The organism is Motilimonas cestriensis (assembly GCF_021295315.1).
GTDB lineage: Bacteria > Pseudomonadota > Gammaproteobacteria > Enterobacterales > CBDFNC01 > Motilimonas > Motilimonas cestriensis.
The window spans coordinates 73,214-96,522 of the sequence record NZ_JAIMJA010000012.1; the positions used below are offsets into that span (position 1 = coordinate 73,214).

The 23,309-nt window shown below is 44.9% G+C and carries 20 protein-coding genes; 8 read left to right on the forward strand and 12 right to left on the reverse strand.

Annotated elements, in window-relative coordinates; translation table 11 throughout:
* Nucleotides 1-47 precede the first annotated feature (47 nt).
* The 6 genes from K6Y31_RS12815 (at nucleotide 48) to K6Y31_RS12840 (ending at nucleotide 7,128) form a co-directional block, all read left to right on the forward strand.
* Nucleotides 48-1,604, forward strand: coding sequence for an ABC transporter substrate-binding protein (locus K6Y31_RS12815; protein ID WP_233053331.1), 1,557 nt, complete (start codon nucleotides 48-50; stop codon nucleotides 1,602-1,604).
* Nucleotides 1,605-1,712: 108 nt separating this feature from the next.
* Nucleotides 1,713-2,687: an ABC transporter permease gene (locus tag K6Y31_RS12820; protein WP_233053333.1), complete on the forward strand. Its 975-nt coding sequence runs from the start codon at nucleotides 1,713-1,715 to the stop codon at nucleotides 2,685-2,687.
* A 3-nt stretch (nucleotides 2,688-2,690) separates the two neighbouring features.
* Nucleotides 2,691-3,635 carry an ABC transporter permease gene (locus K6Y31_RS12825; RefSeq protein WP_233053335.1) on the forward strand — a complete coding sequence of 315 codons (945 nt, stop codon included), beginning with the start codon at nucleotides 2,691-2,693 and terminating at the stop codon, nucleotides 3,633-3,635.
* A gap of 189 nt (nucleotides 3,636-3,824) precedes the next feature.
* Nucleotides 3,825-5,453 (forward strand): methyl-accepting chemotaxis protein, encoded by a 1,629-nt coding sequence (locus K6Y31_RS12830; RefSeq protein WP_233053337.1) that lies wholly within the window; start codon nucleotides 3,825-3,827, stop codon nucleotides 5,451-5,453.
* Between the two features lie 148 nt (nucleotides 5,454-5,601).
* Complete coding sequence (locus K6Y31_RS12835; protein WP_233053339.1) at nucleotides 5,602-6,363, forward strand: hypothetical protein; 762 nt, start codon at nucleotides 5,602-5,604, stop codon at nucleotides 6,361-6,363.
* A 288-nt stretch (nucleotides 6,364-6,651) separates the two neighbouring features.
* The gene (locus tag K6Y31_RS12840; RefSeq protein WP_233053341.1) at nucleotides 6,652-7,128 is read left to right on the forward strand and encodes a hypothetical protein; all 477 of its coding nucleotides are present in this window, start codon (nucleotides 6,652-6,654) and stop codon (nucleotides 7,126-7,128) included.
* On the opposite strand, the gene K6Y31_RS12845 is transcribed toward K6Y31_RS12840, so the two are convergent.
* The 4 genes from K6Y31_RS12845 to prmB all read right to left on the reverse strand — a co-directional run bounded on the left by K6Y31_RS12845 (nucleotide 7,125) and on the right by prmB (nucleotide 12,879).
* Nucleotides 7,125-7,562, reverse strand: coding sequence for a hotdog fold thioesterase (locus K6Y31_RS12845; RefSeq protein ID WP_233053350.1), 438 nt, complete (start codon nucleotides 7,560-7,562; stop codon nucleotides 7,125-7,127). The genes K6Y31_RS12840 and K6Y31_RS12845 overlap by 4 nt on opposite strands.
* Before the next feature lie 76 nt (nucleotides 7,563-7,638).
* A complete protein-coding gene (ydiJ, locus tag K6Y31_RS12850) occupies nucleotides 7,639-10,689 on the reverse strand; it encodes a D-2-hydroxyglutarate dehydrogenase YdiJ (RefSeq protein WP_233053352.1) in 3,051 nt (1,016 codons plus the stop codon).
* Nucleotides 10,690-10,851: 162 nt separating this feature from the next.
* Nucleotides 10,852-11,937, reverse strand: a complete 1,086-nt coding sequence (gene aroC, locus K6Y31_RS12855) for a chorismate synthase (protein ID WP_233053377.1) — start codon at nucleotides 11,935-11,937, stop codon at nucleotides 10,852-10,854.
* 18 nt (nucleotides 11,938-11,955) lie between these two features.
* The gene (prmB, locus tag K6Y31_RS12860; protein ID WP_282560174.1) at nucleotides 11,956-12,879 is read right to left on the reverse strand and encodes a 50S ribosomal protein L3 N(5)-glutamine methyltransferase; all 924 of its coding nucleotides are present in this window, start codon (nucleotides 12,877-12,879) and stop codon (nucleotides 11,956-11,958) included.
* 68 nt (nucleotides 12,880-12,947) lie between these two features.
* On the opposite strand from prmB, the gene smrB reads away from it, so the two are divergent.
* Complete coding sequence (smrB, locus tag K6Y31_RS12865) at nucleotides 12,948-13,493, forward strand: endonuclease SmrB (protein WP_233053378.1); 546 nt, start codon at nucleotides 12,948-12,950, stop codon at nucleotides 13,491-13,493.
* Nucleotides 13,494-13,507: 14 nt separating this feature from the next.
* Here smrB and K6Y31_RS12870 read toward each other — a convergent pair whose 3' ends face one another.
* Nucleotides 13,508-13,717 carry a DUF1107 family protein gene (locus tag K6Y31_RS12870; protein WP_232800533.1) on the reverse strand — a complete coding sequence of 70 codons (210 nt, stop codon included), beginning with the start codon at nucleotides 13,715-13,717 and terminating at the stop codon, nucleotides 13,508-13,510.
* A 486-nt stretch (nucleotides 13,718-14,203) separates the two neighbouring features.
* Nucleotides 14,204-14,680 carry a phosphohistidine phosphatase SixA gene (gene sixA, locus K6Y31_RS12875; protein ID WP_233053379.1) on the reverse strand — a complete coding sequence of 159 codons (477 nt, stop codon included), beginning with the start codon at nucleotides 14,678-14,680 and terminating at the stop codon, nucleotides 14,204-14,206.
* A gap of 175 nt (nucleotides 14,681-14,855) precedes the next feature.
* Between sixA and K6Y31_RS12880 the strand changes: the two genes are divergently transcribed.
* Nucleotides 14,856-17,666: an insulinase family protein gene (locus K6Y31_RS12880; RefSeq protein WP_233053380.1), complete on the forward strand. Its 2,811-nt coding sequence runs from the start codon at nucleotides 14,856-14,858 to the stop codon at nucleotides 17,664-17,666.
* Nucleotides 17,667-17,848: 182 nt separating this feature from the next.
* Here the strand turns inward: K6Y31_RS12880 and K6Y31_RS12885 are convergent, their stop codons facing one another.
* From K6Y31_RS12885 to dnaX, 6 genes are all read right to left on the reverse strand, one after another.
* Nucleotides 17,849-18,229 carry a VOC family protein gene (locus K6Y31_RS12885; protein WP_232800530.1) on the reverse strand — a complete coding sequence of 127 codons (381 nt, stop codon included), beginning with the start codon at nucleotides 18,227-18,229 and terminating at the stop codon, nucleotides 17,849-17,851.
* Between the two features lie 88 nt (nucleotides 18,230-18,317).
* Entirely contained in the window at nucleotides 18,318-18,512 is a 195-nt protein-coding gene (locus K6Y31_RS12890) for a hypothetical protein (protein WP_233053381.1), read from the reverse strand.
* A gap of 352 nt (nucleotides 18,513-18,864) precedes the next feature.
* On the reverse strand, nucleotides 18,865-19,287 hold the full coding sequence (locus tag K6Y31_RS12895) for a bleomycin resistance protein (protein ID WP_233053382.1): 423 nt from the start codon (nucleotides 19,285-19,287) through the stop codon (nucleotides 18,865-18,867).
* 138 nt (nucleotides 19,288-19,425) lie between these two features.
* Nucleotides 19,426-19,935 (reverse strand): peptide deformylase, encoded by a 510-nt coding sequence (gene def / locus K6Y31_RS12900; RefSeq protein WP_233053383.1) that lies wholly within the window; start codon nucleotides 19,933-19,935, stop codon nucleotides 19,426-19,428.
* Nucleotides 19,936-20,423: 488 nt separating this feature from the next.
* The gene (locus K6Y31_RS12905) at nucleotides 20,424-20,753 is read right to left on the reverse strand and encodes a YbaB/EbfC family nucleoid-associated protein (RefSeq protein ID WP_232800525.1); all 330 of its coding nucleotides are present in this window, start codon (nucleotides 20,751-20,753) and stop codon (nucleotides 20,424-20,426) included.
* A gap of 63 nt (nucleotides 20,754-20,816) precedes the next feature.
* On the reverse strand, nucleotides 20,817-23,306 hold the full coding sequence (gene dnaX / locus K6Y31_RS12910) for a DNA polymerase III subunit gamma/tau (RefSeq protein ID WP_233053384.1): 2,490 nt from the start codon (nucleotides 23,304-23,306) through the stop codon (nucleotides 20,817-20,819).
* Between the last annotated feature and the right edge of the window lie 3 nt (nucleotides 23,307-23,309).

Genomic DNA, 23,309 nt, shown 5'->3' on the forward strand with positions numbered 1-23,309 from the left:
CAATAAACCTAAATTTAAATGCAAAACAACAACATTGGAGCGTATAAATGAAATACGGATTGACAAAAATCGCAGGGGCCCTACTTGCGGCCGGTTTCGCTTTAAATGCACAAGCTGCAGACATCACCATTGCTTACGCATCAGACCCTATCTCAATGGATATTCATGAGCAGCTATCTGGGGGCATGATGCAGTTCTCGCACATGAGTTTTGACCCACTGGTGCGCTGGACTCAAGATCTGCAATTTGAATCTCGCTTAGCTGAAAAATGGGAGCGTATTGACCCATTAACCATGCGCTTCCATCTGCGCAAAGGCGTTAAATTTCACTCTGGTAACGACTTCACCGCCAAAGACATTGCATGGACCTTAGACCGCCTTAAAAGCAGCACCGACTACAAAGGTCTATTTGAAGTATTTGGTTCAGCGAAAATTGTCGATGACTACACCATCGACTTAGTCACGACTAAGCCTTACCCACTACTACTTCCGATGGCGACTTATATTTTTGCCATGGATTCAGAATTTTATACCGGCGTTGACGAAAACAACAAAGACAAAGCCGCGGTAATTAAATTTGGTAACACTTTCGCCTCTGGTCATTTATCTGGCACCGGACCATTTGTGGTAAAAAGCCGAGAGCAAGGCATCAAGTGGGAATTTGAGCGCTTTGACGGCTATTGGGATAAACAATCGCCAGGTAACGTAGACAAGCTAACATTAGTGGCGATTAAAGAAGATGCTACTCGCGTAGCAGCCCTATTATCAGGTGATGTCGACATGATTTCACCCGTGGCGCCGAACGATCATCAGCGCGTCAAAGACGCTAAAAATCTTGAGCTGGTTACCCTACCTGGTACCCGTATCATCACTTTCCAGATGAACCAAAAAAGTAACCCCGCGTTGCAAGACGTGCGGGTACGCCAGGCTATCGTCCATGCCATTAATAATAAAGGCATAGCGAAAAAAATCATGAAAGACTTTGCTACTGTTGCGTCACAGCAAAGTCCCGCTGGCTACTTAGGCCATGTACCTGAGCTTGAAGTGCGCTACGACTTAAAACGCGCTAAAGCGCTAATGAAAGAAGCAGGCTATGAGAAAGGCTTTAAACTTTCGATGATCGCGCCAAGTGACCGTTACATCAACGATGCCAAAATTGCTCAAGCAGCAGCGTCCATGCTAGCAAAAATCGGTATTAAGGTTGACTTAAAAACCATGCCAAAAGCGCAATATTGGCCAGAGTTTGATAAATGTGCCGCTGACATGCTAATGATAGGCTGGCACGCAGATACCGAAGACAGCGCTAACTTCACCGAGTTTTTAACCATGACCCGCGATGAAAAAACCGGCATGGGTCAATACAACTGTGGTTACTACTCAAACCCAGCTGTCGACAAACTGGTGAATGACGCCAACGTAGAAACCGACACAGAAAAGCGTGCAGCGATGCTTAAGCAAGTTGAAACCACCTTGTATAACGAAGCAGCCTTTGTGCCGTTACACTGGCAAAACCTATCATGGGGCGCGAACAAAAAGCTCGATATGAAACCTGTGATTAACGTGATGGAGTTTCCTTACTTAGGTGACCTTGTGGTCGCAGAATAAGCCAGCTGTGCGCTGAGTATATTTTTTACTCGCACCAGACATTAAAACTCAAGAGGGGGCGTTGCCTCCTCTTTTCTCTTTTCCTTCTTTGAGTTGTTAGGAAGTAATATGTTTACCTTTTTACTGAAAAGGTTAGTGCAAGCGACCATAGTGATGCTCGTCATCAGTTTAGTGGCCTTTGCCGTCAAAGATAACCTAGGCGATCCACTACGAGAGCTGACCGGACAATCAGTTTCAGAAGCTGAGCGTCAAGCTATGCGCACCGAAATGGGCTTGAACGACCCCTTTGTGGTGCAATACAAGCGTTTTTTGATTAACGCAGTACAAGGCGATTTTGGTACCTCCTATACCTTTAACCGCCCTGCCCTAGAGGTGATACTCGACCGGCTGGTAGCTACGTTAGAGCTGGTGTTTGCCGCTACCTTGATCATTATCTGCTTCTCCATTCCCCTTGGCATATATTGTGCGATTAATCCGAAAAAATGGTTTAGTAAGTTGATCATGGCCGTTTCCAGTATCGGTATTTCCATCCCTGTGTTTTTGACCGCGATTTTACTGATGTATGTATTTTCCATTGAGCTCGGCTGGCTACCCGCTTATGGTCGTGGTGATACCGCTAATTGGCTCGGTTGGGAGTCTGGCTTTTTTACCTTAGACGGTTTATCCCATCTTATTTTACCGGCCTTTGCTTTGGCTTCTATCATGCTGCCATTGTTTATTCGCTTAGTGCGCAGTGAAATGATTGAGCAATTAAGCTCAGAATACGTCAAATTTGCCTACGCTAAAGGCTTGCCGCAGCGCCGTGTTTGGTATGTGCATGCACTAAAAAATACCCTATTACCGCTACTCACCGTGGGCGGTGTGCAAATTGGTACCATGGTGGCCTATACCATCTTAACGGAAAAAGTATTCCAATGGCCGGGCACAGGGTTCTTGTTTTTAGACTCGATTCAACGCACCGATACCCCAGTAATCACCGCTTACGTGATTGTGGTCGGGCTTATTTTTGTTATCACCAATACCATTGTTGATTTGCTTTACGGCTTAATCAATCCAACGGTTAACTTAACGGCTAAGGGGTAAATTATGACAACAGCTGTCACCGCTAGCCTAAGCCGCTGGCAAAAAATCAAACAATCTGATTTTGTGTATTACTTTTTACGCGATAAAGTCGCGATGCTCAGCTTCGCCGTGTTTTTAACCTGTGTGATTGTGGCATTAGCTTCACCTTGGATCGCTCCTCATGATCCTTATGCTCTTGAAAGCATTGACATCATGGATTCAGAGCTACCGCCCGTATTGTTCAGCGATGAAGGCGATGAGCGATTTTTCCTCGGTACTGATAACCAAGGTCGCGACATACTCAGCACCATTATGTATGGCATGCGCGTTTCTCTTACCATCGGTATTTTAGCGGTTGGGTTACAACTCTTCTTAGGCATCGTTATTGGTCTTTGCGCGGGCTATTTTGGCGGTAAAATTGATAGCCTGTTAATGCGTATTGCCGATGTGCAACTGTCTTTTTCCACCATGATGGTCGCGATTATCGTGTCGGCGATATTCCAAGGCGCCATGGGCTCGGAAATGTACAGTCAATATGCCATTTTAATGCTGGTATTAATTATCGGTATTGCCGAATGGCCGCAATATGCCCGTACAATTCGCGCTTCGGTGCTCGCAGAAAAGAAAAAAGAATACGTTGAAGCGTCTTTGATCATGGGACTTAAAGCACCGCGAATCATGTTTCGCCATATTCTGCCGAACTGTTTATCGCCCATTTTGGTTATCTCAACGGTGCAAATTGCCAACGCCATTATGAGTGAAGCGGCATTATCGTTCCTCGGTTTAGGCATGCCAGTGACGCAGCCGTCTTTAGGCTCGTTGATCAGCATCGGCTTTGAGTATATTTTCTCAGGCTCATGGTGGATAACGGTATTCCCGGGTATCGTCTTAGTTAGTTTGATCTTAGTGATAAACTTACTCGGTGACTGGTTAAGGGATTTCTTTAACCCTAAGGTTTATAAAGATTAACCGACAAAGAGCAGCCAAAAAATGGCTGCTCTTTTCATCTGTAAATGCAATGCTAATCGCACTTTTCGCTACCCATTCACAGTTAAACTAAATATTTTAAAGTTTTCTTTAGTAATCTGACTATTACCCGATGTAAGTTAGTAACTGTTATATATTGATAGTTATATGTTTTAAGCAACGGGGTACACTATGAATCTAAAAGTCTCACAATCACTTTATCTCGCCTTCGGTGCCATTTTATTAATGATGGTAGGCATGAGTGTGGTTGCCTGGTACAAGGTCGACCATGCCAGTAAGATTGCAGATAATATCGCTACTGATGATGTACCCGGCGCAATGATAGGTTTGCGCATGCTTAATCTACTTAGCCAGATGGAGTTGACCGCGTTTGAATACCTAAGTGGGGAAACAGAAGAAGCTGAAGTATACAAAGAATTGCGAAATGAATTTGACCCTTTATTTGAGCAACTCTCACAATTAGAATCAGATACCGAGGCTAACCGCACCAAAATGGTTAACATGGGAAAAATCATTCAAGAATATGAACAGGCTCTTGAACAAAAAGTTTTCGCTACTTATCAACCAAATCAGGCTTCGCCCGAACAATTACTGTCGGCCTACACCAACTTAAATCAAATAGAAAATGACCTGTATAACGAGCTACAAGACCTGCTTCAGACCATGGCCGAAGAAGAAGCTACGGACGTCAACTCAGGCATGGCGGTACAACTTAGTACCCTAAATGAGATGCAAACTGGACAAATCGCCATCACTACTATAGCGGTACTGCTTGGGCTAAGTATTGCGTTCATATTATCTCGTTCTATCACCACACGCTTAGAAACCTTAGTGAAAGCAGCTGACGATATTGCGCAAGGTAACTTAGCAATGACCCTCACGCCGAGTCACAAAAAAGATGAAATCAGCGCACTGACTAACTCTATATGTCAGATGCAGCACTCATTACGTGATCTCATCACCGCCATTAGCGGTGTCTCTAACCAAGTCAAAACCGCCAGTGATGAACTAGAGCAAAGCAGCTTACAAGTTCAGTCAGCCAGTGAAGAGCAAGCCAGCAAGGCGGATTTAATCGCCACGGCAGCCGAAGAAATGAATGCAACAGTAGAAGATGTCGCGCAGCAAAGCGCCAATGCCAGCCAAGAGGCCAAAGCCGCTGGCGACCAAGCCCTAGCCGGTAGCAAAGTCATGGATGAAATGGTCAGCAGTGCCCATAGTACTGCCAGTCGCATCGAGAATATGTCTGACGGTATCGTAAAGCTGGGCCAACGTAGTGATGAGATTGGCTCGGTGATCAAAGTCATTACCGATATTGCCGATCAAACCAACCTCCTGGCTCTGAATGCCGCCATTGAGGCCGCCCGCGCGGGCGAGCTTGGCCGCGGCTTTTCGGTGGTGGCAGAGGAAGTGCGCCACTTAGCTGAGCGAACCAGTAACGCGACTAAAGAAGTATCTGAAATGATTAACGCGATTCAACGTGAGACCAAAGCCGCGGTGAAAAACTCACAAGAAAGCCGTGAACTCGTGCAACAAGGCGCAGCCATCAGTGAAACCTCTCGCCGCGCGCTAGAAGAGATTGTCAGTAAGGCGACGCAAGTGGAAGCCATGATTATGGCCATAGCCACTGCGACAGAGGAACAAACCGCAGTAACTAGAGAGATAGCAAGCGACATTACCCATGTCAGTGACGGCGCCAGTAACAGTGTTCAGCTGTCAGCGCGCAGTGCACAGCAAAGCCGTCAATTAACAGAAAATGTGCTTGCACTCGACAAAATGTTAAGCCAATTCCGCTTATCTTAATCCTAAAACCATGAGCAATAACGTCAAGGTCATTAAGACTTGACGTCTGCGACATCAGAGGGCGGCCAAATACTTTTTGTAACTTTGTTCTAATTCCACAGCCAATACTATACTAACAATCTGGCGTTCCTTAATAGGATCAAAGCGTATGGGATTGTTTCGTCTTTTTTGTCTTGTACTAATGATGCTCTGGCTCAACCTTTCTAGCGCTTGGGCAGAAGACTTACTGGTGGGGAAATCCTGCCCAGTCAGCTTTCAAAACCAGCCTCTGGGTATTTTAGTCTTCTCTAAAGAGTGGTATCACAATGGTCGTGAGCGGGCGTCCTATACGCCTTATGACAATGCCACTGGTGTCGGCATTGAAATACACTTTTTAAGCAATCAAGCAGGTGGACTCAAGCAGCAAAATGTCGCTCGTTGCGATCGCTATCGTCTACTGCAAATTCGTCGCTCAAATTTGCGCTTATCTGAAGATGAGCAACCGATGCAAATTGATGTCCCCCATCAGTTTGAAGAGCCTTTTTATGATCACGCCCCGCTAGAGCATGGCTACGGTACCCACGCCAGCCCAATCGATATCAACGATAAACCTTGGCCAATAAGGCCGATGCGCGCCTCAACAGTCGCACTCTATGACACCCCCTATGCCTCGGATCACTATGGCAAGGAAGGCGAGCCGATTAACGTGATGTTTGAAACCTGCGTCGTCTGCCAGCGAGAGGACCAATACGATAACTTATTAGCCTGTGGCAGTTGGGGGTATCAACGTGACTACATGGGCGGTTATGTGGGTTGGTCTGAGCCCGAGTTTATTCATCCTCAATGCCTCAGCCAACCTAGCCACAATTTTAAGCACACCTTAGACCAGCAGCAAATGGTAGATTATCGTTATTGGCTCGACTGGCGCTAACCCCTTTATACCCAAAACAGCATCAAGATGCTTGGGTATAAAGGTTTGTTTATACATGTATCAATTATAGAAATCGATATTACCAATAAAGAGTATCAATTATTTCTAACTTATGTCGGTATTGGCTGAGCCTAGCTTGAAAATATGCCATTCCAGACACAAAATATAAATCAAACACCAGCGCTACTCCTGTGTTTGTCGATATCAAGCTTTCGCTAGACCAACACGTTACCCATTAAAAGCGCGTTAAAATTTTGCTAACCTTATTTCGTAAAGATAAAGAGTCCTATGTCAATTGTTCTTAGAGAATTAGAAGGCAGAAGCTACATTCATGTCCGTCGTAAAGTAAATAAAGTACAAAAGCAGCGCTTTATTAACATTGATGGCTTGAGCCGAGAAGAAATAGCCCTTAAAAAGCATGAAGCCAAAAAGCTCGATGAGCAATGGCGCGACGAACAAGGTGAATTACATCAAGAAAGCTTTATCAAACATTTCTACGAAGACGGCCACTTTAAACACATCAAGGTAAAAGCACCTGATCACAAGAATGGTTGGCGCATCGGTTTTATCGTGAATCCTAAAAATGAAAAAGCCACCACTTGCTCTCGCAGCATTGAGCGCAATGGCTTTGATGAAGCGTTTAAGCAAGTTTACGAATATCTATTGGCTTACTATCACTTCTCACCGAAGAGCATGCACGCGCGTATTCTCGGTGATATTTGGTTACAAGATCTCAAACGTGAATACGCCGCAATGCAGCATTAAACTTTAGGTGTAGGCTCAGCAATCACCGCCAAGGTTAATCGTGAACAACAGATTAGCCTTGATTTCTCATCAGTAATGTTAATATTCCAAACTTGACTGCGGCCACCAATATAAACGGCAGTGGCTTTGCCTGTGACGAAACCTGAGCGCACACTGCGTACGTGATTAGCGTTAATTTCTTGACCGACACACACTCTGCCCAGTGGCGCCGCTAGATTCCCCGCCACACTGCCTAAGGTTTCCGCTAACACCACCGATGCACCGCCATGTAACAAGCCAAAAGGTTGATGTGTAAAGCTAGCAACAGGCATGGTTGCCACTAAATAATCATCCCCTAATTCGGTGTAACATATTTGCAGATGGGAGACTAAAGTATTTTCACTTAAAGCATTAAGCCGAGCTAAGTGAGTTGGTTTTTTCCAAATCCTAGGCATCTGATACTCCTAAACAAAAAACGGCAGTAAAACCCAGTTTTACTGCCGTCTCATATTCTCGCTCGCGACGAAAAAGTTAAACCAAAGACAGAAGCGCTTGCACCGGATGCTTCAATTTTTCACCTTCAAAGCGTTTCACTTGGCTACGACATGAGTAGCCTGTTGCTAAGCATTGGTTATGATCGTGCTTCGCCAACTCTTGCTGCCAACTTAGGCTATAAATGCCCTTTGAGTTTTCATACTGCTTGGCGTCGTGACCATAGGTTCCTGCCATGCCACAACAACCGACACTGACTTCTTTTAGCTCAGCACCAAATGCTTTGAAAATTTTCTGCCAATCACTGGTTGAATTCGGCAGATTGGTCTTTTCAGTACAATGGCCAAATAAGTAGTAAGACATTTTATTTGCCGTCATCGGTTTGATATCAGCTAACTTAGGCGTTAGCCATTCTTGAAATAGCTCAACCTTAAAGTTGCCGCGTTCATCGCCTAAGGCTTTGTTGTATTCATCGCGATAACAAAGCACCAATGCAGGGTCGGTGCCTATCATTGGGATGTTAAGTTGTGCTACCTGATTTAAGAACTCTGCCGCTGTTTTGGCCGTTTTGGCAAAGTCGCGCAAGAAACCTTTAATGTGTTGCGGTTTGCCATTAGGTTTAAACGGTAAGATCACTGGATTAAAGCCCAGCTTTTCAGCTAATAAAACCAAATCACGCACTACATCCGCATCGTAATAACTGGTGAACGGGTCTTGCACTATCAATACCGTTTTATCGCGCTCAGCCGTCGACAACGCCGCTAACTTGTCCATATTAAATGCCATGGCACTATGGCCAGATAGCGAACGGGCGAGTGTCGGTTGACTTAATACCGGAATATCTACCATGCCCGTGGTTTTCGTGGCAATTTTTTGTACCCAATCTTGCTTTAAGAACACATTAAACAAGCCCGGCGCTTTTGCCATCAAAGGTGTGTAAAGCTCAGAGTAGCCGACCAAGTAATCTTTTAATGAGCGTTGATAGCGACTGTAATATAAAAACATAAAACGCGATCTAAACGTTGGCACATCCACTTTAATCGGACATTGGCTCGAGCAGGCTTTACAGGCCAAACACCCTTCCATCGCTTCCATCACTTCGCCAGAGAAATCATATTGTCCGCGCTTTTTCGACCAAGTGTTTGCAAAACGCTTCACCAAACTGACATCGTTTTTGCCCGCAAGTAACTCTTTTTCAAGTTGGATAATATCCACGTTGTTATTCACTAACTGACGTAACCATTCGCGCATTAAGCCGGCACGGCCTTTTGGCGAATGACGACGGTCTTGCGTAATTTTACTCGATGGACACATAGGTGATGAGGCATCGTAGTTAAAACAAAGACCGTTACCGTTACAGTCTACTGCTTCAGTAAAGCTATCACGTACTTGCACTGGAATTTGGCGATCATAAAAGCCGCGTTTAACGGCATCAACGCTAACCAGCGCCTCATCAGACTCATAAGGGGTACAAATTTTACCGGGGTTAACGCGGTTATCTGGATCAAAGGCAGACTTAATCTTACGCAGCTCACTGAATAAGGTATTACCAAAAAACGCCGGACCGTATTCCGAGCGAAACCCCTTCCCGTGCTCGCCCCACATTAAACCTTTGTATTTCGCTGTCAGCGCCACCACTTTATCGGAAACATCGCGCATTAATACTTCTTGTAGTGGATCGCACATATCCAACGCAGGACGCACGTGTAATACACCTGCATCAACATGGCCGAACATGCCGTAGTTTAAGCCTTTGCCGTCAAGTAGGGCGCGAAATTCCATAATAAAATCTGCAAGGTTTTCTGGTGGCACACAAGTGTCTTCGGCAAACGCAACCGGCTTAGCACGGCCTTTAGCGGCGCCTAATAAACCCACTGCTTTTTTACGCATACCATAAATACGATTTAAGCCCGCTAAATCATCACACACTTGGTAGCCAATAATGCCATCTTCACCATTTGCGATTTTGTTATCTAGCAATTGACAAAGGGTGGCGATTTTTTCAGCTTGCTTATCTTTATCATGCTCGGCGTATTCCACCATGTTCAAGCCGTCCATTTCTTTGTCAGGCACGTCTTGAATCAAATCAGATACGCTGTGCCACACAATGTCTTGCTTGGCTAAATTCAAGACTTTGGAATCAACGGTTTCAACACTCAGGGCATTGGCTTTGACCAAAAATGGCGCATTGCGCAGCGCTGACTCAAAGCTATTGTACTTTACATTGATAAGGGCACGATATTTAGGGATGGGTGTAATATTCAGTTTAGCTTCGGTAATAAAAGCCAATGAGCCTTCAGAGCCACATAAAATTCGGCTTAAATCGACCGCACCCGTTTCAGCGTCATAAACGTGCTTTAAGTCATAACCGGTTAAAAAGCGGTTTAACTTAGGAAAGCGTTGTTCAATTTCTTGCTGCATGGCTTCACAAGTGCTGAGCACTTGGCGGTATATTTTACCCACGCTGCCCTGCAGCTCGGCCAACTGCTTAGCTTGCTCGTTACTCACAGGGGCTGAATCTAATACCGTACCATCGACTAATACCGAGGTAAGCGCCAATACATGATCACTGGTTTTACCGTATTTCAGCGAGCCTTGACCCGACGCATCGGTATTGATCATACCGCCAATAGTGGCGCGATTACTGGTTGATAAGTCTGGCGAGAAGAAGAAGCCATGTGGGCGCAATGCGTCGTTGAGCTGATCTTTAATCACTCCCGACTGAACACGTACCCAACCCTCAGCCACATTGACTTCTAACACCTTGTTCATGTGACGAGATAAGTCCACCACAATGTCTTGAGTCAGTGATTGGCCATTGGTGCCGGTGCCACCCCCACGAGGTGAAAAACGTACTTGCTGATATTCAGGCTGACTGGCCAATTGCGTTAAAATAACCAGATCTTGCTGGTGCTTTGGCAATACCACGGCCTGTGGCAAACTTTGATACACCGAGTTATCGGTGGCAACCGCTAAACGACTGGCATAAGACTTTTCAATATCACCAGCAAAAGCTGTTGCGGCTAATGCATCTAAAAAAGATAAGGCGTTTGAATCAATGTTTTCTTGATGACTTAAAATGGGGATCATTTGCTCACAGGTCCCTGTAATACACGCATAATAATAGTGAGCCGATTATACCAAAATACGCTTAAAAATCCTGTCTATCTCACAGTTTTAAATTGCTTAAAAACAAAAAATGCTGCTTTCGTTAAAAAGCAGCATTTCGTTTCAACTAGCAAAGCTATAACCCTATATTTTAGGGGTTTGCGTCACTACATCGTTATTTTGTGCACGGTGGCGCAGGTAATGATCCATTAAGGTAATGGCCATCATGGCTTCAGCAATCGGCACAGCGCGAATGCCCACACAAGGATCGTGACGTCCCTTAGTGATCATTTCCGTCGGCTCACCATCCACCGTAATGGTTTTACCCGGAATAGTGATACTAGACGTCGGCTTAAGGGCAATGTGCGCAATAATGTCCTGACCCGTTGAAATGCCGCCTAACACACCACCAGAGTGATTTGATGTGAAACCTTCTGGCGTTAATTCATCGCGGTGCTGGGTGCCTTTTTGATTGACCACGTCAAAGCCATCACCAATTTCAACACCCTTCACGGCATTGATGCTCATTAGCGCATGGGCCAAGTCGGCATCAAGGCGATCAAATACCGGTTCACCTAATCCTACAGGCACTTTTTGCGCAACCACAGTGATCTTAGCGCCAATTGAATCGCCCTCTTTTTTCAAGTCGCGCATGTATTGGTCAAGCTGCTCTAACTTACTGGCATCAGGGAAAAAGAACGGGTTTTGTTCAATTTGGTCCCAATCAATGGTCTCGGCTTTGATATCAGCCATTTGGCTCATATAGGCACGCACGGTAATGCCATGCTTTTCAAATAGGTATTTTTTCGCGATTGAGCCAGCCGCCACCCGCATTGCGGTTTCACGTGCACTGGAGCGACCGCCGCCACGATAATCGCGATGACCAAATTTCTGATGGTAAGTGTAATCAGCGTGACCGGGACGAAATAGTCCTGAAATAGCCGAGTAATCTTGCGAACGTTGATCGGTATTTTCAATCAATAAGCCTATGCTACAGCCGGTGGTTTTACCTTCAAATACACCCGATAGAATACGCACTTGGTCTGGCTCACGGCGCTGTGTCGTGTAGCGCGATGTACCCGGTTTACGTCGGTCTAAATCTGCCTGTAAGTCGGCTTCTGAAATTTCTAAGCCCGGTGGTACGCCATCGACGACGCATCCCAAAGCCACACCATGGCTTTCACCAAAAGTAGAAATTCTAAATAACTGTCCGAAACTGTTCCCTGCCATGCCTTTACTTCCTAAAAATTAAACGGAAAACACCTGTTGATGCTGCTTTAATTGTGCTTGTGTCAACATAAACACCCCGTGGCCACCTTGCTCAAATTCAAGCCAAGTAAACGGCACATCTGGGTATGCTTGTTCGAGGTGGATTTGTGAATTCCCGACTTCTACAAATAATACGCCATTTTCAGTTAGCATATCTGCTGCTTGCGCCAGCATACGGCGCACTAAATCTAATCCGTCAAAGCCTGCCGCTAAGCCTAGTTCAGGCTCATGGTGAAACTCATCGGGTAAACTGTCCATGTCTTCTTGGTCCACATAAGGTGGATTAGATACGATCAAGTCGTACTTGTGGCCTTTCAACTCATCAAATAAATCTGACTGCATCGGGAAAACTTGTTGCTCTAAACCGTGATCGCAAATATTGATTTGCGCCACATCAAGGGCGTCAATGGAAATATCTACCGCATCCACTTCGGCCTCAGGAAAAGCATGAGCACAAGCGATCGCAATACACGCACTACCGGTACATAAATCTAATACTCGCGTAGGCTGCTCTGACACCCAAGGGGCAAAACCTTGTAAAATTAACTCAGCGAACGGTGAACGCGGCACTAATACACGTTCGTCAACGTAAAATTCTAGTCCTGCAAACCAAGCTCGATTAATTAAATAGGCGGTTGGGATACGTTTAACAATACGTTTCACCACCAAGGCCACCAGCGCTTCACGCTCACTTTTTGTCAGTTTAGCTTGGCTCACATCGGGGCCAATATTAAGAGGCAAATGTAAACTTGGCAAAATTAATTGCACCGCTTCATCCCAGGCGTTATCACTGCCATGGCCATAAAATAAGCCATTCGCACTAAATTGCGAAGCGCTCCAGCGGATCATGTCGCCGATGGTTTGCAGTTCTGCAACAGCTTCGGCTTGCAAATTCTTGTCCAAATTTCACTCCAACTCGGTTAGTATTGCCGGTTTTACACTCATTCAATTGAATTATCAGGGGCCCAGAGATGACAAACAAAGAAGATCTAGACGACTTTTCTCTGTTTAAAGATGCAGTATCCGGTGCCCGTAAGATAAAGCAGGATACCATAAAACCGGATAAACCTAGGATCAAGGAAAAAATTCAGCGCCAAGAAATAAAACATGACCGCGTACGTGATGAGTTAGAGAAGGATTATTTTTCTGATTTGTACGAGCCGCACCTCGAAGAGCAAGGCCCAACGCGCTATATTCGCCCCAGTGCGGATAAGTATGAGCTTAAAAAGTTGCGCCGTGGTGATTACGCGCCAGAGATTTATTTGGACCTGCATGGACTAACCCAACAGCAAGCCAAAGCTGAGTTAGCCGCCTTAATCCGAGAATGTAAAAAACGCCACTATCAAACGTGCTGCGTGATGCATGGTATTGGCACTCATGTCCTCAAACGCAAAACGCCGCTTTGGTTGGCACAACACCCTGATGTGGTGGCATTCCATCAAGCGCCGTTAGAATTTGGCGGTAATGGCGCGCTGTTAGTACTGATTGAAATAGAAGAAATGTACGCGCGCCGTTAAAACCGAATCAACGCTTATGCTGCTGTGGCTAAACGTAGCGCTTTAATATGCTTGTTCACCTCTGAAGCGGTTTTTTTATAATGTAATGGCGCCTGCTCTGTAAAGAGTAACTTCGCTTGGTTAAATTCAAACCGTCCCACGCCTTGAATAAAAATTTGGCCTTTAAAGTAGCTTTTCACGTATTTTGCAATTTTCACTGGGTTATACACTTTAAACTCTTTCATTACCTGCTCAGCTCTTATGTTTTAAGAAACCCGAGCAGCATAAAGAGACTGTGTGACAGTTTTATATCAAACAATTGTCATCTTGGTGACAAGATCTATACCCAAACTACTTGGAGTTGCAGGTAGGTGGCAAGTGAGTGAACCTCATGAGCATAGATATACCCAAGACACCTCAAGATGCAGGATTCAGAGCCGCTCATTCTGTTTAGTTTGAGGCAAAAAGACGAAGTAATGGTGATCCCTTGCGAGGCTTTTTAACGAAAAAATGAACATAATGAGCGGCTCCCAAAGGGCGAGTTTTGTAGGCTGTTATGCTTTGTTGCTGATTTTCAACGTAGAACAACTATGTCTCAAATCAGCGTCGCGCCTAACAGCCTACAAATTCTCGCTGAACAAGCATCTTGAGGTAACTTGGGTATAAACTATGTGATTGGGGTGAACGAGCTTAGCCAACACCGCTGCAGCTTCAAGTAGAAAGGGTATATATCAAAATTGAAATAAGCTATGGGGGGCGTGTAAGAAGTGTAATTGGCCTTGTAGATCATCGTCTAGTTCAATGCAAGCGATGCCGCTGGTGGCAAAAATAGGCGAGCCTTCATCAGGGCAGAGCTCACCCACCAAATAACCCACCAAAGGCAGATGGGAAACAATAAGTACTTGTTTCATGCCTTGCTCTGCTAACTGAAATAAATGATTAGCCACGGCAGTCGTATTGCCTGAAGGTGTTAAAAAAGCTAACTCCTCAAGTGACGAGGCCTGAGGCAAGTGGGGTTGAATAGCATTGAGTGTCTGCTGGGCCCGTAAATATGGGCTGCACAAAATATGATCTAACTCGCTCACCTGCGGCGCCAACCAACGCGCCATTTTTACCGATTCATCATGTCCTTGTTGCGTAAGCGGACGCAGCGCATCGGTTTTTGCCATCATTTCTGCTTGGCCATGGCGCATAATATAAACAAGCATTAAACATCACCTGAAAGAGCTTTATAAGTAATGGGCTAGTTTACGTTGCTATCGCTTTTGGTAAAAGCACTTGCATCAAATTAATGAGATTTGTTTGCTAGCTAATTTTTACGCCATAATAACAAATACAAATGAGAACGCCTTGGTTTTATGCTCTTTTTAGGTCATTGTGGTAATGGGCCTTGTTTCTTTTAAATACACCGGAGCCGCTATCTTGCTAAAAAGTCCTAATGACAAAAAAGACTACCAATTTTTAACCTTAACGAATCAGCTTAAGGTGTTGTTAATTCACGACCCTAAGGCAAGCTCTGCAGCAGCCTCAATGGCGGTGAATGTCGGCCACTTCCACGATCCTATTGAACGCCAAGGCATGGCGCATTTTCTTGAGCATATGTTGTTCTTAGGCACTGAAAAATACCCACAAAGCGGCGAATATCAGCGTTTTATTAATCAGCACGGCGGCAGTAATAATGCGTGGACCGGCACAGAGTTCACCAACTTCTTTTTTGATATAGACCCCCAATATCTTGAAGCCGCCTTAGATCGTTTTAGCCAATTTTTTATCGCGCCACTTTTTACCTCAGAATTAGTGGACAAAGAACGTCAAGCGATTGAATCTGAGTACCAACTTAAGCTTAATGATGACGTGCGCCGACAATATCAAGTGCATAAAGAAACCGTTAACCCCGCCCACCCTTTTGCCAAGTTTTCGGTCGGCAACAGCCAAACCCTAGCCGATACCGAGCAAAGCCTAGCGCGAGAGGACTTAATCGCTTTTTATCAACAGCAATACTGTGCGTCGCGGATGACGTTAGTGATTTCGTCTAATCATCAATTAGATGAGCTCGCACCATGGGCACAGCACTACTTTGGCAACATCATCGACAAACAACTGCCTAAATGGGCAATTGAAGCGCCGCTCTATACCGAAGCTGAACTGGAACTTGAGATACATGTACAACCAGTGAAAGACCACAAGAAACTGTTTGTGGCTTTTGCACTACCTTGTATCGATCACTACTACAAAACTAAACCCCTCACCTATCTTAGTCATATTTTAGGTAATGAGTATCCAGACAGCCTGTTTTCAGTGCTAAAACAACAAGGTTTAATCAACAGTTTAAGCGCTGGTGGCGGGGTCAGTGGCTCCAATTTTAAAGATTTTAATATTTCATTTGGTTTAACAGATAAAGGGCTAGCAGAGCGCGATGAAATAGTTAATCAACTGTTTGCCTATATTGCTCAAATAAAACAACAAGGCCTCAACAGTTGGCGCTACCGTGAAAAGCAAGCCATTGTTGAGCAAGCGTACCAATTTCAAGAAACCAGTCGCCCTATCGACGTGGTGTCTCATTTAAGCATCAATTTACATCACTACGAGCCTGAGCATGTGATCTACGGCGACTATATTATGGCCGGATTTGATGAAGCGGAACTGCGCCAGTTACTTGACTACTTTTCCCCCAGCAATATGCGCATGTTAGTCAGCGCAGCAGGGCTGACTACCGATAAAGAAGCCGCTTGGTACTTTACCCCTTATGCAGTGAAAAAAATTGAGCCTGAGCGAATTGCCCACTGGCAACAAATCGGTATCAACCCGTTACTTAAATTACCCCCGCCTAACCCCTTTATCGTCTTAGGGTTAAACGGCACGCAAACCGGCCCCACCACAGAAAAGCCAATTATTCTAAGAGATCAGGCTGGGTTTCGTGTTTGGTACAAAAAAGACAATACCTTTAACGTCCCTAAAGGCAGTCTCTACATCGCGGTTGATTCAGAGCACGCGGTAAAAAGTATTCGCCATATTGCCATGACACGATTGGCGGTAGAGTTATTTTTAGACTTGCTCACCGAAATCACCTATCCCGCCGAAATAGCAGGACTAGGCTATCGTATCTACTCTCATCAAGGTGGCTTTACCCTGCACTTTAGTGGCCTAACCGCAAAGCAATATTTATTAGTGCAACTGGTGCTCAGTACCCGTAAATTCGGCAAAGTTGACTCTGACCGATTTGAGCACATTAAAAGCCAACTCATCCGCAGCTGGAAAAACCAAAAGCAAGGCAAACCTATTTCACAGCTATTTAGTCAGCTCACCTCACTGCTGCAACCTGCCAACCCACCCGCCAGCTTAATGGCCAAGGCGATCAGTGACGTCACGGTAGACGAAATGCCCGGATTTGTTGAGCAGCTATACAAACAAGTACATATTGAAGTGCTTGCTCACGGCGATTGGCAACAACAAGAAATTGAGACCTTAGCCGATTACTTACTGAAAGAGCTGGCACCAAACAGCACGCCGGGGGCAGAAACTAAGCGCAGATTAGTCGATATATCCCGCAAAGGCAGTTTAGTGCGCGAGGTAAATTGCGATCATAATGATTCCGCCATGATAGTGTATTACCAATCAATGCACACCACACCGATGCACGTGGCCCGCTACACCTTAGCTAACCATATAATGTCTACCACCTTCTTTCATGAATTACGCACGCGTAAGCAACTTGGCTATGTCGTGGGCAGTGGCAACTTGCCGCTCAATCGTCATCCGGGGATAATTTTTTACATTCAAAGCCCGGTCGCCGGGCCACAACATTTATTACGCTGTATTGACGAGTTTATTGACACCTTTGCTTTAGTGTTAATGGAGCTCACCCAAGCGCAATGGGAAATAAGCAAACAGGGATTAATCAGCCAAATAACCGAAAAAGACGCTAACCTAAAAAGCCGTAGCCAACGTTACTGGGCTAGCATAGGTAATAAAGACTGGCGTTTTGACCAACGTGAACAAGTGGCCAGTGCCTTAGAAATAATGACGCGTGCAGATTTGATCCGTTTTATCACACAATTAAAATCACGTATTTCCGATAGAGTGATCATGTGCAGTTACGGCTCAGCGCACGACGGCAGCGATAAACTCACCCAAGGTAACTTTATTTGGGATCCGGGCGAATTTAAACTGATGGCACCGAAATTTATTAATTAACCCCGAACGCGAAATTTGCCGGAAAAAATACTCTATCCATTGATAGCGGACTAAAGCAGCGCTGGAGTTAATTGACAATCTTGCCTGTTTTGGCGTAAAACAATAAGCCGAGCAATGCTCGGCTTATTTCATCGCGGTAATATCAATAAATACAAGCCATTACATCATGCGCAGCGATCACACTAAGAGACGAAATGGGTAGCACAAACCTTGTTACCTGACGGATCGCGTAAATAAGCCAAATACAACTTACGCTGTCCATTTCCTCTCACACCTGGTGGCTCTTCACAGGGAGTACCACCACTAGCAGCGCCCGCTTTATGCCATGCATCTACCAATTCTGGACTACTTGCTTTAAAACCAATCGTCATCCCGTTACCCGACGTTGCCACCTCGCCATTAATTGGCGACGTAATCGCAAAAACGCCTGCGGGGGTCACATAAAAACAACGCCCCTTCTCGTCAAACACACCTTCCGGATGACCTAAAACCGCCATCACAGCATCATAAAACGCCTTTGATGCAGCAATATCATTTGCACCAACCATTACGTGACTGAACATACTTAATCCTTATTGATTGAAACGTAAAAACTACACCTCCCTGAAGACACTCGACATTCGGTAACTGGACGGAACTCAAAAGACGTCTTCACTGCTGTGGTTTTTCTTTACGATTACTTATTTTACTTAAATACAGAAATGGGACGAACCAAATTGCAATAAGTATAATGACAATGTTTTGCGTTAAATCTTTATCTGCAATTAAATATGAACTGACTAACATTACCACGGCAAATAATATTGAAATGGCAATGTTTGCCTGCATTGCTTTTTTACGATTCATTTCTTCACTCCTTAAAAAGATTGAAAACGACCATAGTTGAAAAATTCATTATTAAGTGCCAAATACTGCGCTAAACCATTTTTTGCTACTTCAAAAAATTGATTTTCACAGGATTGTTCATACAGGGCAAACGCATGAATATTTTTTGAGCGTTTAGTGGTGTTTTCTTAGACGAATATCTGCCGCAAGGATGCGGCAGTTAAGCTATCAGGGATGATTTCACGGCGTTTCGTATAAGAAAATTCCACTTTGTTCGCTTGGTTGATTGTATTTTGTACACTCATGCGCTCGCCCTGATTATTCATACTCCTGACTAAAGGCTCATTCATTAATTCATGTATGACACCGATTGTTATTTTGTTGCACCTGAATTATCGCAGCAAAATCGAAACAAATACCCGTCAGGATCTTGCACAATAAATTGCTTCTGTATGGCGACGAGATCTGCGCATTGGTATTCTTTAGTCTCTAGTTCAAGATAAATAGAGTTGGGTGCGCTGGCCTTTACCCTCGAATATAAATCATCAATATCAGCAACATCCCATTGAAAATTGACGCCTCGACCAAATGGTTTCTCCATTTCACCAGTAAGCCATCGCCGCCCCACCCCAGCGATACCTTCAGCCATAATATCTACGCCGCCTAAGGTGAAATAAACAAATTGCTCTTCAATTCTTTCATATTTCACTTCAAAGCCAAATACTTCAGTATAGAATTTTTTTGTTACTTCAATATCTTCACAATAGAGTTCTGGGACTAACTTCAAGTTGGACATGTAAACCTCTTATCATTACGGTGGCCATATTTGTTATGGCCACCAATGAAAATGTAAAGTGTACAGCGTATCAATACATGCTTATTAGATTAAAATTGCAATAAAAATAATTAACACTTGTTTTAAATCGCCTTTTAACTAGGCCCTTGCATTTTCTTTGATGTATTTCTTAACCTTTTTCAGTGCTACTTGACGCTTTAGGGGAGACAGATAGTCAATAAATATATTGCCTGATAAATGGTCAATCTCATGCTGCATGGCGATAGCCAGAAAGTCATCGCTCTCAATTGTGATTGGCTTACCTTCTCTGTCTAAAGCGGTTACCACAACCGACGTAAAACGCTCGACATCGGCATAATAGTCAGGAATCGATAAACACCCCTCTTGCCCTAGTGCTTTATCTGTTCCGCTGACCACTTCTGGATTGATCAGAACTAACGGTTCATTGCGACTATCTGACAGATCGATAATGACAACGGCTTCCTTGCGACCAACTTGAGTAGCAGCGAGTCCGATGCCATTGTCTGTCGCGTATAAGGTTTCCAACATATCATCAATCAATGTTTGTACTGATTCAATATCCTGCACTTTCTCGGCCTTAATTTTAAGCCTAGGATCAGGAGCGGTGAGAATCTCTAAAATGGCCATATTTACCTCTTTATATTATGCCCAGTAGTGCTCAAAAGAGCTGTTAATACGTCGCGACTATTCATTTAGTTCTGCCAAACAATAAAATGTGACTGTAATATGACGCGACTCTTTGCAATAGCCATATCTTAATGCAATGGCGCACTTTATATATTGAACTCTTGTAATGCTAGCAATGCCGCTTCGGCAACTCAGGCGACATGGAGCGAAGTAATTCATCTAATTCTGTAATTCCTGACATAATAGTTTCTTGAAAGTTGCTGGTAGAAGGACGATCCAATGCTTAACTTAACTCAGTTGCGGACCTTTAGTGTTTTTACTGAACAAAAGCCGTATAAGTTTTGCTGCTCACACTCCTATTTTTTATTTACGCTAAATAGCTAAGTAAGGCATGGTTACTTAGGCAAAAGTCAGGCACAAAAAAGCCAAGTTAGCTTGCTTTTAACAAGGCAACTTGGCTTTTTACCATGGCTTAGTTAGCCAAAGTATTAGAACGGCATTTTCATACCTGGTGGTAGTTGCATACCGCCAGTCACGTCGGCCATTCTATCTTTGCTATTTTCTTCAACGCGGCGCACAGCATCATTGATCGCAGCAGCCATCAAATCTTCTAACATCTCTTTGTCATCTTCCATTAGGCTAGGATCAATTTCAATGCGGCGCACATTATGATTACCAAGCATGGTTACTTTAACCATGCCTGCGCCGGCTTCACCGACCACTTCCATTTTGGCAATTTCTTCTTGTGCTTTTTGCATTTTGTCTTGCATTTGCTGGGCTTGCTTCATCAAGCCAGACATTCCACCTTTACCAAACATATTCTTTCTCTCATTCAGGTTAATGGTTTAAATGTTGGGGCAACCCAACTTATTTCAAGGGCATTATAAGGGTTTTATACTTTCTTCATCCACTGACGCGCCAAAACGCTGAATAAAGAAGTTAATGGCCTCATCTTGTTGGATATCTACTTTTGCTTGAGCCAATCGAGCAAGATAAATGGCTTGCTCAATTTCCACCGGCGTTTGCATGGTTTGATGCTGGCCTATTACAATTTCAACCTGCTCTACATTGGGCAATACGCTTTGCAACGCCGCTGTGATCTGACCTAAATTACGAGCATTGTCTAAATGCTGACTGCTGGGCTGTAACATTAATTGCACTGCATTTGGCGTTTGAATACAGACACTGTTAATGGCGAGTTGACGTAATATGCCCACTAAGCCCATTTGTTCAATCAGCTGACACCAAGGGTCGTTATTTTGCGGTGAAAACTTACTCGCCATGTCGGGCATGGCACGGGTATATTCGGCTTCGGTTCTAGCCGATATTGCGGGCGTTGGCGCTTCAACAGGCGCGCTTTCAACCGATTGAGCTTCGCCTGTGTCCCATGGCACATCAGCGAGCGGCGCAATTTGTGAACTAGGCCTACTTGCCACTGGTGTGACTGGCGCTTGTTGCTGCGTTACTTGCTGGTAGGACGATTGCTGTGACGCAGGTTCGCTCGCTGGCGAGGCGTCAAAACCGTCATTTGTATTTAAGTGTTGCGGTGTAGATAAACTGGGGTCGTATTCATCGGTTTGGAAATACTGCGCATAGTCGTTGTCATAGGCCTCTAGCGGCGGTAATTCATTAAATCCCTCTGGAATATCATTGCTCGGCGCAGACGATTGCGAAACAGGCGTTTGTGAAACATGAGATTGTGAGACAGGCGCAGCGGCCAGCGGCTGAGGTTCAACACTCGGTTTAGCTGGTGCGGTCACTTTTTTTACCACCGGCTGTTTTTTACCTGCCTCTAACGCCAGCTTTCGACTGCGCAGCATATTACGGGTTTCAAGGGCATTACTGACACTTGGCATGGCGGGTTGCACTGATGCAACCTGTTGCGCTATCTGCGCCGGCGATTGCGACGCCATCTCGCTCTGCTGGGCTATCTCCTCATTTGGCGGAGCATAATGAGCGCTTTGGCTTGGTGGCTCAGCGTTGGGTTGCCCGTGAATGTCTTTGTCGAGATGACTTGTGAAATCATCATTATGACTAACGTGAGGAGGTTGTGCTGTTTCCACAGGTTCAACCTCTGGTCTAACCCCAGATGAAACCTCAGCTGTAAGCTCTACTTGAGGTGCCGGCGGTGTTACTTGCACCGCTTGAGTTGGCGCACTTGTTGCTGATTCAGTCAACTTCGCAGGGCTAGTCTGAGCTGGTGCATTGACGGACGGCTCGGCCAAGCTCACGGGGTTGGTTACATTGACAGCGGAGCTAACTGGCGCAGATGGCAAGCTGGTGGCGACTTTTGCCGGGTGAAAAGCCAGCATGCGCATTAATGTCATTTCAAGCCCGACTCTCGGCTCTGGAGCCAAAGGTAAGTCTTGCTTGCCTTTTAATGCAATTTGGTAATAAAGCTGTACTTGCTCTGGCGACAATTGTTCACTGAGTAATTGAATACTCTCACTGTTGTCTAAACCATTTAGCGTCGATGGCAGCATGTGAGCAAGAGCAACTTGGTGCAAGGTGGCGGCTATTTCATTGTGCACTAAGTCAAAGTCTGGCCCAAGGGTCACTAACTCCGATACTTTGTCGAGGGTATTTTGCGCGTCACCTGCAGCAACAAAGTGCAATAATTGAGTCACTTGATGATGGTCTAAGGTGCCCAACATGGCTAAAACAGGCTGATAATTCACAACCCCATTACCAAAGGCGATAGCTTGGTCGGCCAAGCTTAAGGCATCTCGCATACTGCCATGAGCAGCTTTGGCTAACGCCTGCAGCGCGGCAGGTTCATAGCTGTGTTGCTCTTGACCGAGAATGTAGCCCAGTTGCTGATTGATGTCGTCACTGCTTAAACTCTTTAAATGAAACTGCAAGCAGCGGGACAAAATGGTAATAGGTAGCTTTTGTGGATCTGTCGTCGCTAATAGAAATTTAACGTATTCTGGCGGCTCTTCTAAGGTTTTAAGCAAGGCATTAAAACTGCTTTTCGAGAGCATGTGCACTTCGTCAATAAGGTAAACCTTATAGCGACCTTGTGCGGGCTTATACTGCACATTATCAAGTAACTCACGCGTGTCTTCTACTTTAGTGCGCGACGCGGCGTCAATCTCTAGTAAATCAACAAAGCGTCCTTGATCTATATCTTGGCAATGATGGCAAACGCCACAAGGCTCTGATGTCACGCCTTTTTCACAGTTTAGGCTTTTTGCAAGAATACGCGCGATACTGGTTTTGCCCACGCCCCGAGTACCACTAAACAAATAAGCGTGGTGCAAGCGATTTTGGTCAAGTGCATTCACCAGTGCTGTTAGCACATGTTGTTGCCCCACCACTTGTTTAAAGTTGTGTGGTCGCCATTTACGTGCCAGCACCTGATAGCTCATGGT

Excerpts from the sequence above, each read along its gene's own strand:
- K6Y31_RS12845 (WP_233053350.1), bottom strand. The coding sequence starts at position 7,562 with ATGCCTAGGATTTGGAAAAAACCAACTCACTTAGCTCGGCTTAATGCT.
- smrB (WP_233053378.1), top strand. The coding sequence starts at position 12,948 with ATGACAAACAAAGAAGATCTAGACGACTTTTCTCTGTTTAAAGATGCA.
- K6Y31_RS12820 (WP_233053333.1), top strand. The coding sequence starts at position 1,713 with ATGTTTACCTTTTTACTGAAAAGGTTAGTGCAAGCGACCATAGTGATG.
- K6Y31_RS12880 (WP_233053380.1), top strand. The coding sequence starts at position 14,856 with ATGGGCCTTGTTTCTTTTAAATACACCGGAGCCGCTATCTTGCTAAAA.
- dnaX (WP_233053384.1), bottom strand. The coding sequence starts at position 23,306 with ATGAGCTATCAGGTGCTGGCACGTAAATGGCGACCACACAACTTTAAA.
- K6Y31_RS12885 (WP_232800530.1), bottom strand. The coding sequence starts at position 18,229 with ATGTTCAGTCACGTAATGGTTGGTGCAAATGATATTGCTGCATCAAAG.
- K6Y31_RS12815 (WP_233053331.1), top strand. The coding sequence starts at position 48 with ATGAAATACGGATTGACAAAAATCGCAGGGGCCCTACTTGCGGCCGGT.
- aroC (WP_233053377.1), bottom strand. The coding sequence starts at position 11,937 with ATGGCAGGGAACAGTTTCGGACAGTTATTTAGAATTTCTACTTTTGGT.
- K6Y31_RS12825 (WP_233053335.1), top strand. The coding sequence starts at position 2,691 with ATGACAACAGCTGTCACCGCTAGCCTAAGCCGCTGGCAAAAAATCAAA.
- sixA (WP_233053379.1), bottom strand. The coding sequence starts at position 14,680 with ATGCTTGTTTATATTATGCGCCATGGCCAAGCAGAAATGATGGCAAAA.
- K6Y31_RS12830 (WP_233053337.1), top strand. The coding sequence starts at position 3,825 with ATGAATCTAAAAGTCTCACAATCACTTTATCTCGCCTTCGGTGCCATT.
- K6Y31_RS12890 (WP_233053381.1), bottom strand. The coding sequence starts at position 18,512 with ATGAATCGTAAAAAAGCAATGCAGGCAAACATTGCCATTTCAATATTA.
- def (WP_233053383.1), bottom strand. The coding sequence starts at position 19,935 with ATGGCCATTTTAGAGATTCTCACCGCTCCTGATCCTAGGCTTAAAATT.
- K6Y31_RS12835 (WP_233053339.1), top strand. The coding sequence starts at position 5,602 with ATGGGATTGTTTCGTCTTTTTTGTCTTGTACTAATGATGCTCTGGCTC.
- K6Y31_RS12905 (WP_232800525.1), bottom strand. The coding sequence starts at position 20,753 with ATGTTTGGTAAAGGTGGAATGTCTGGCTTGATGAAGCAAGCCCAGCAA.
- K6Y31_RS12870 (WP_232800533.1), bottom strand. The coding sequence starts at position 13,717 with ATGAAAGAGTTTAAAGTGTATAACCCAGTGAAAATTGCAAAATACGTG.
- ydiJ (WP_233053352.1), bottom strand. The coding sequence starts at position 10,689 with ATGATCCCCATTTTAAGTCATCAAGAAAACATTGATTCAAACGCCTTA.
- K6Y31_RS12840 (WP_233053341.1), top strand. The coding sequence starts at position 6,652 with ATGTCAATTGTTCTTAGAGAATTAGAAGGCAGAAGCTACATTCATGTC.
- K6Y31_RS12895 (WP_233053382.1), bottom strand. The coding sequence starts at position 19,287 with ATGTCCAACTTGAAGTTAGTCCCAGAACTCTATTGTGAAGATATTGAA.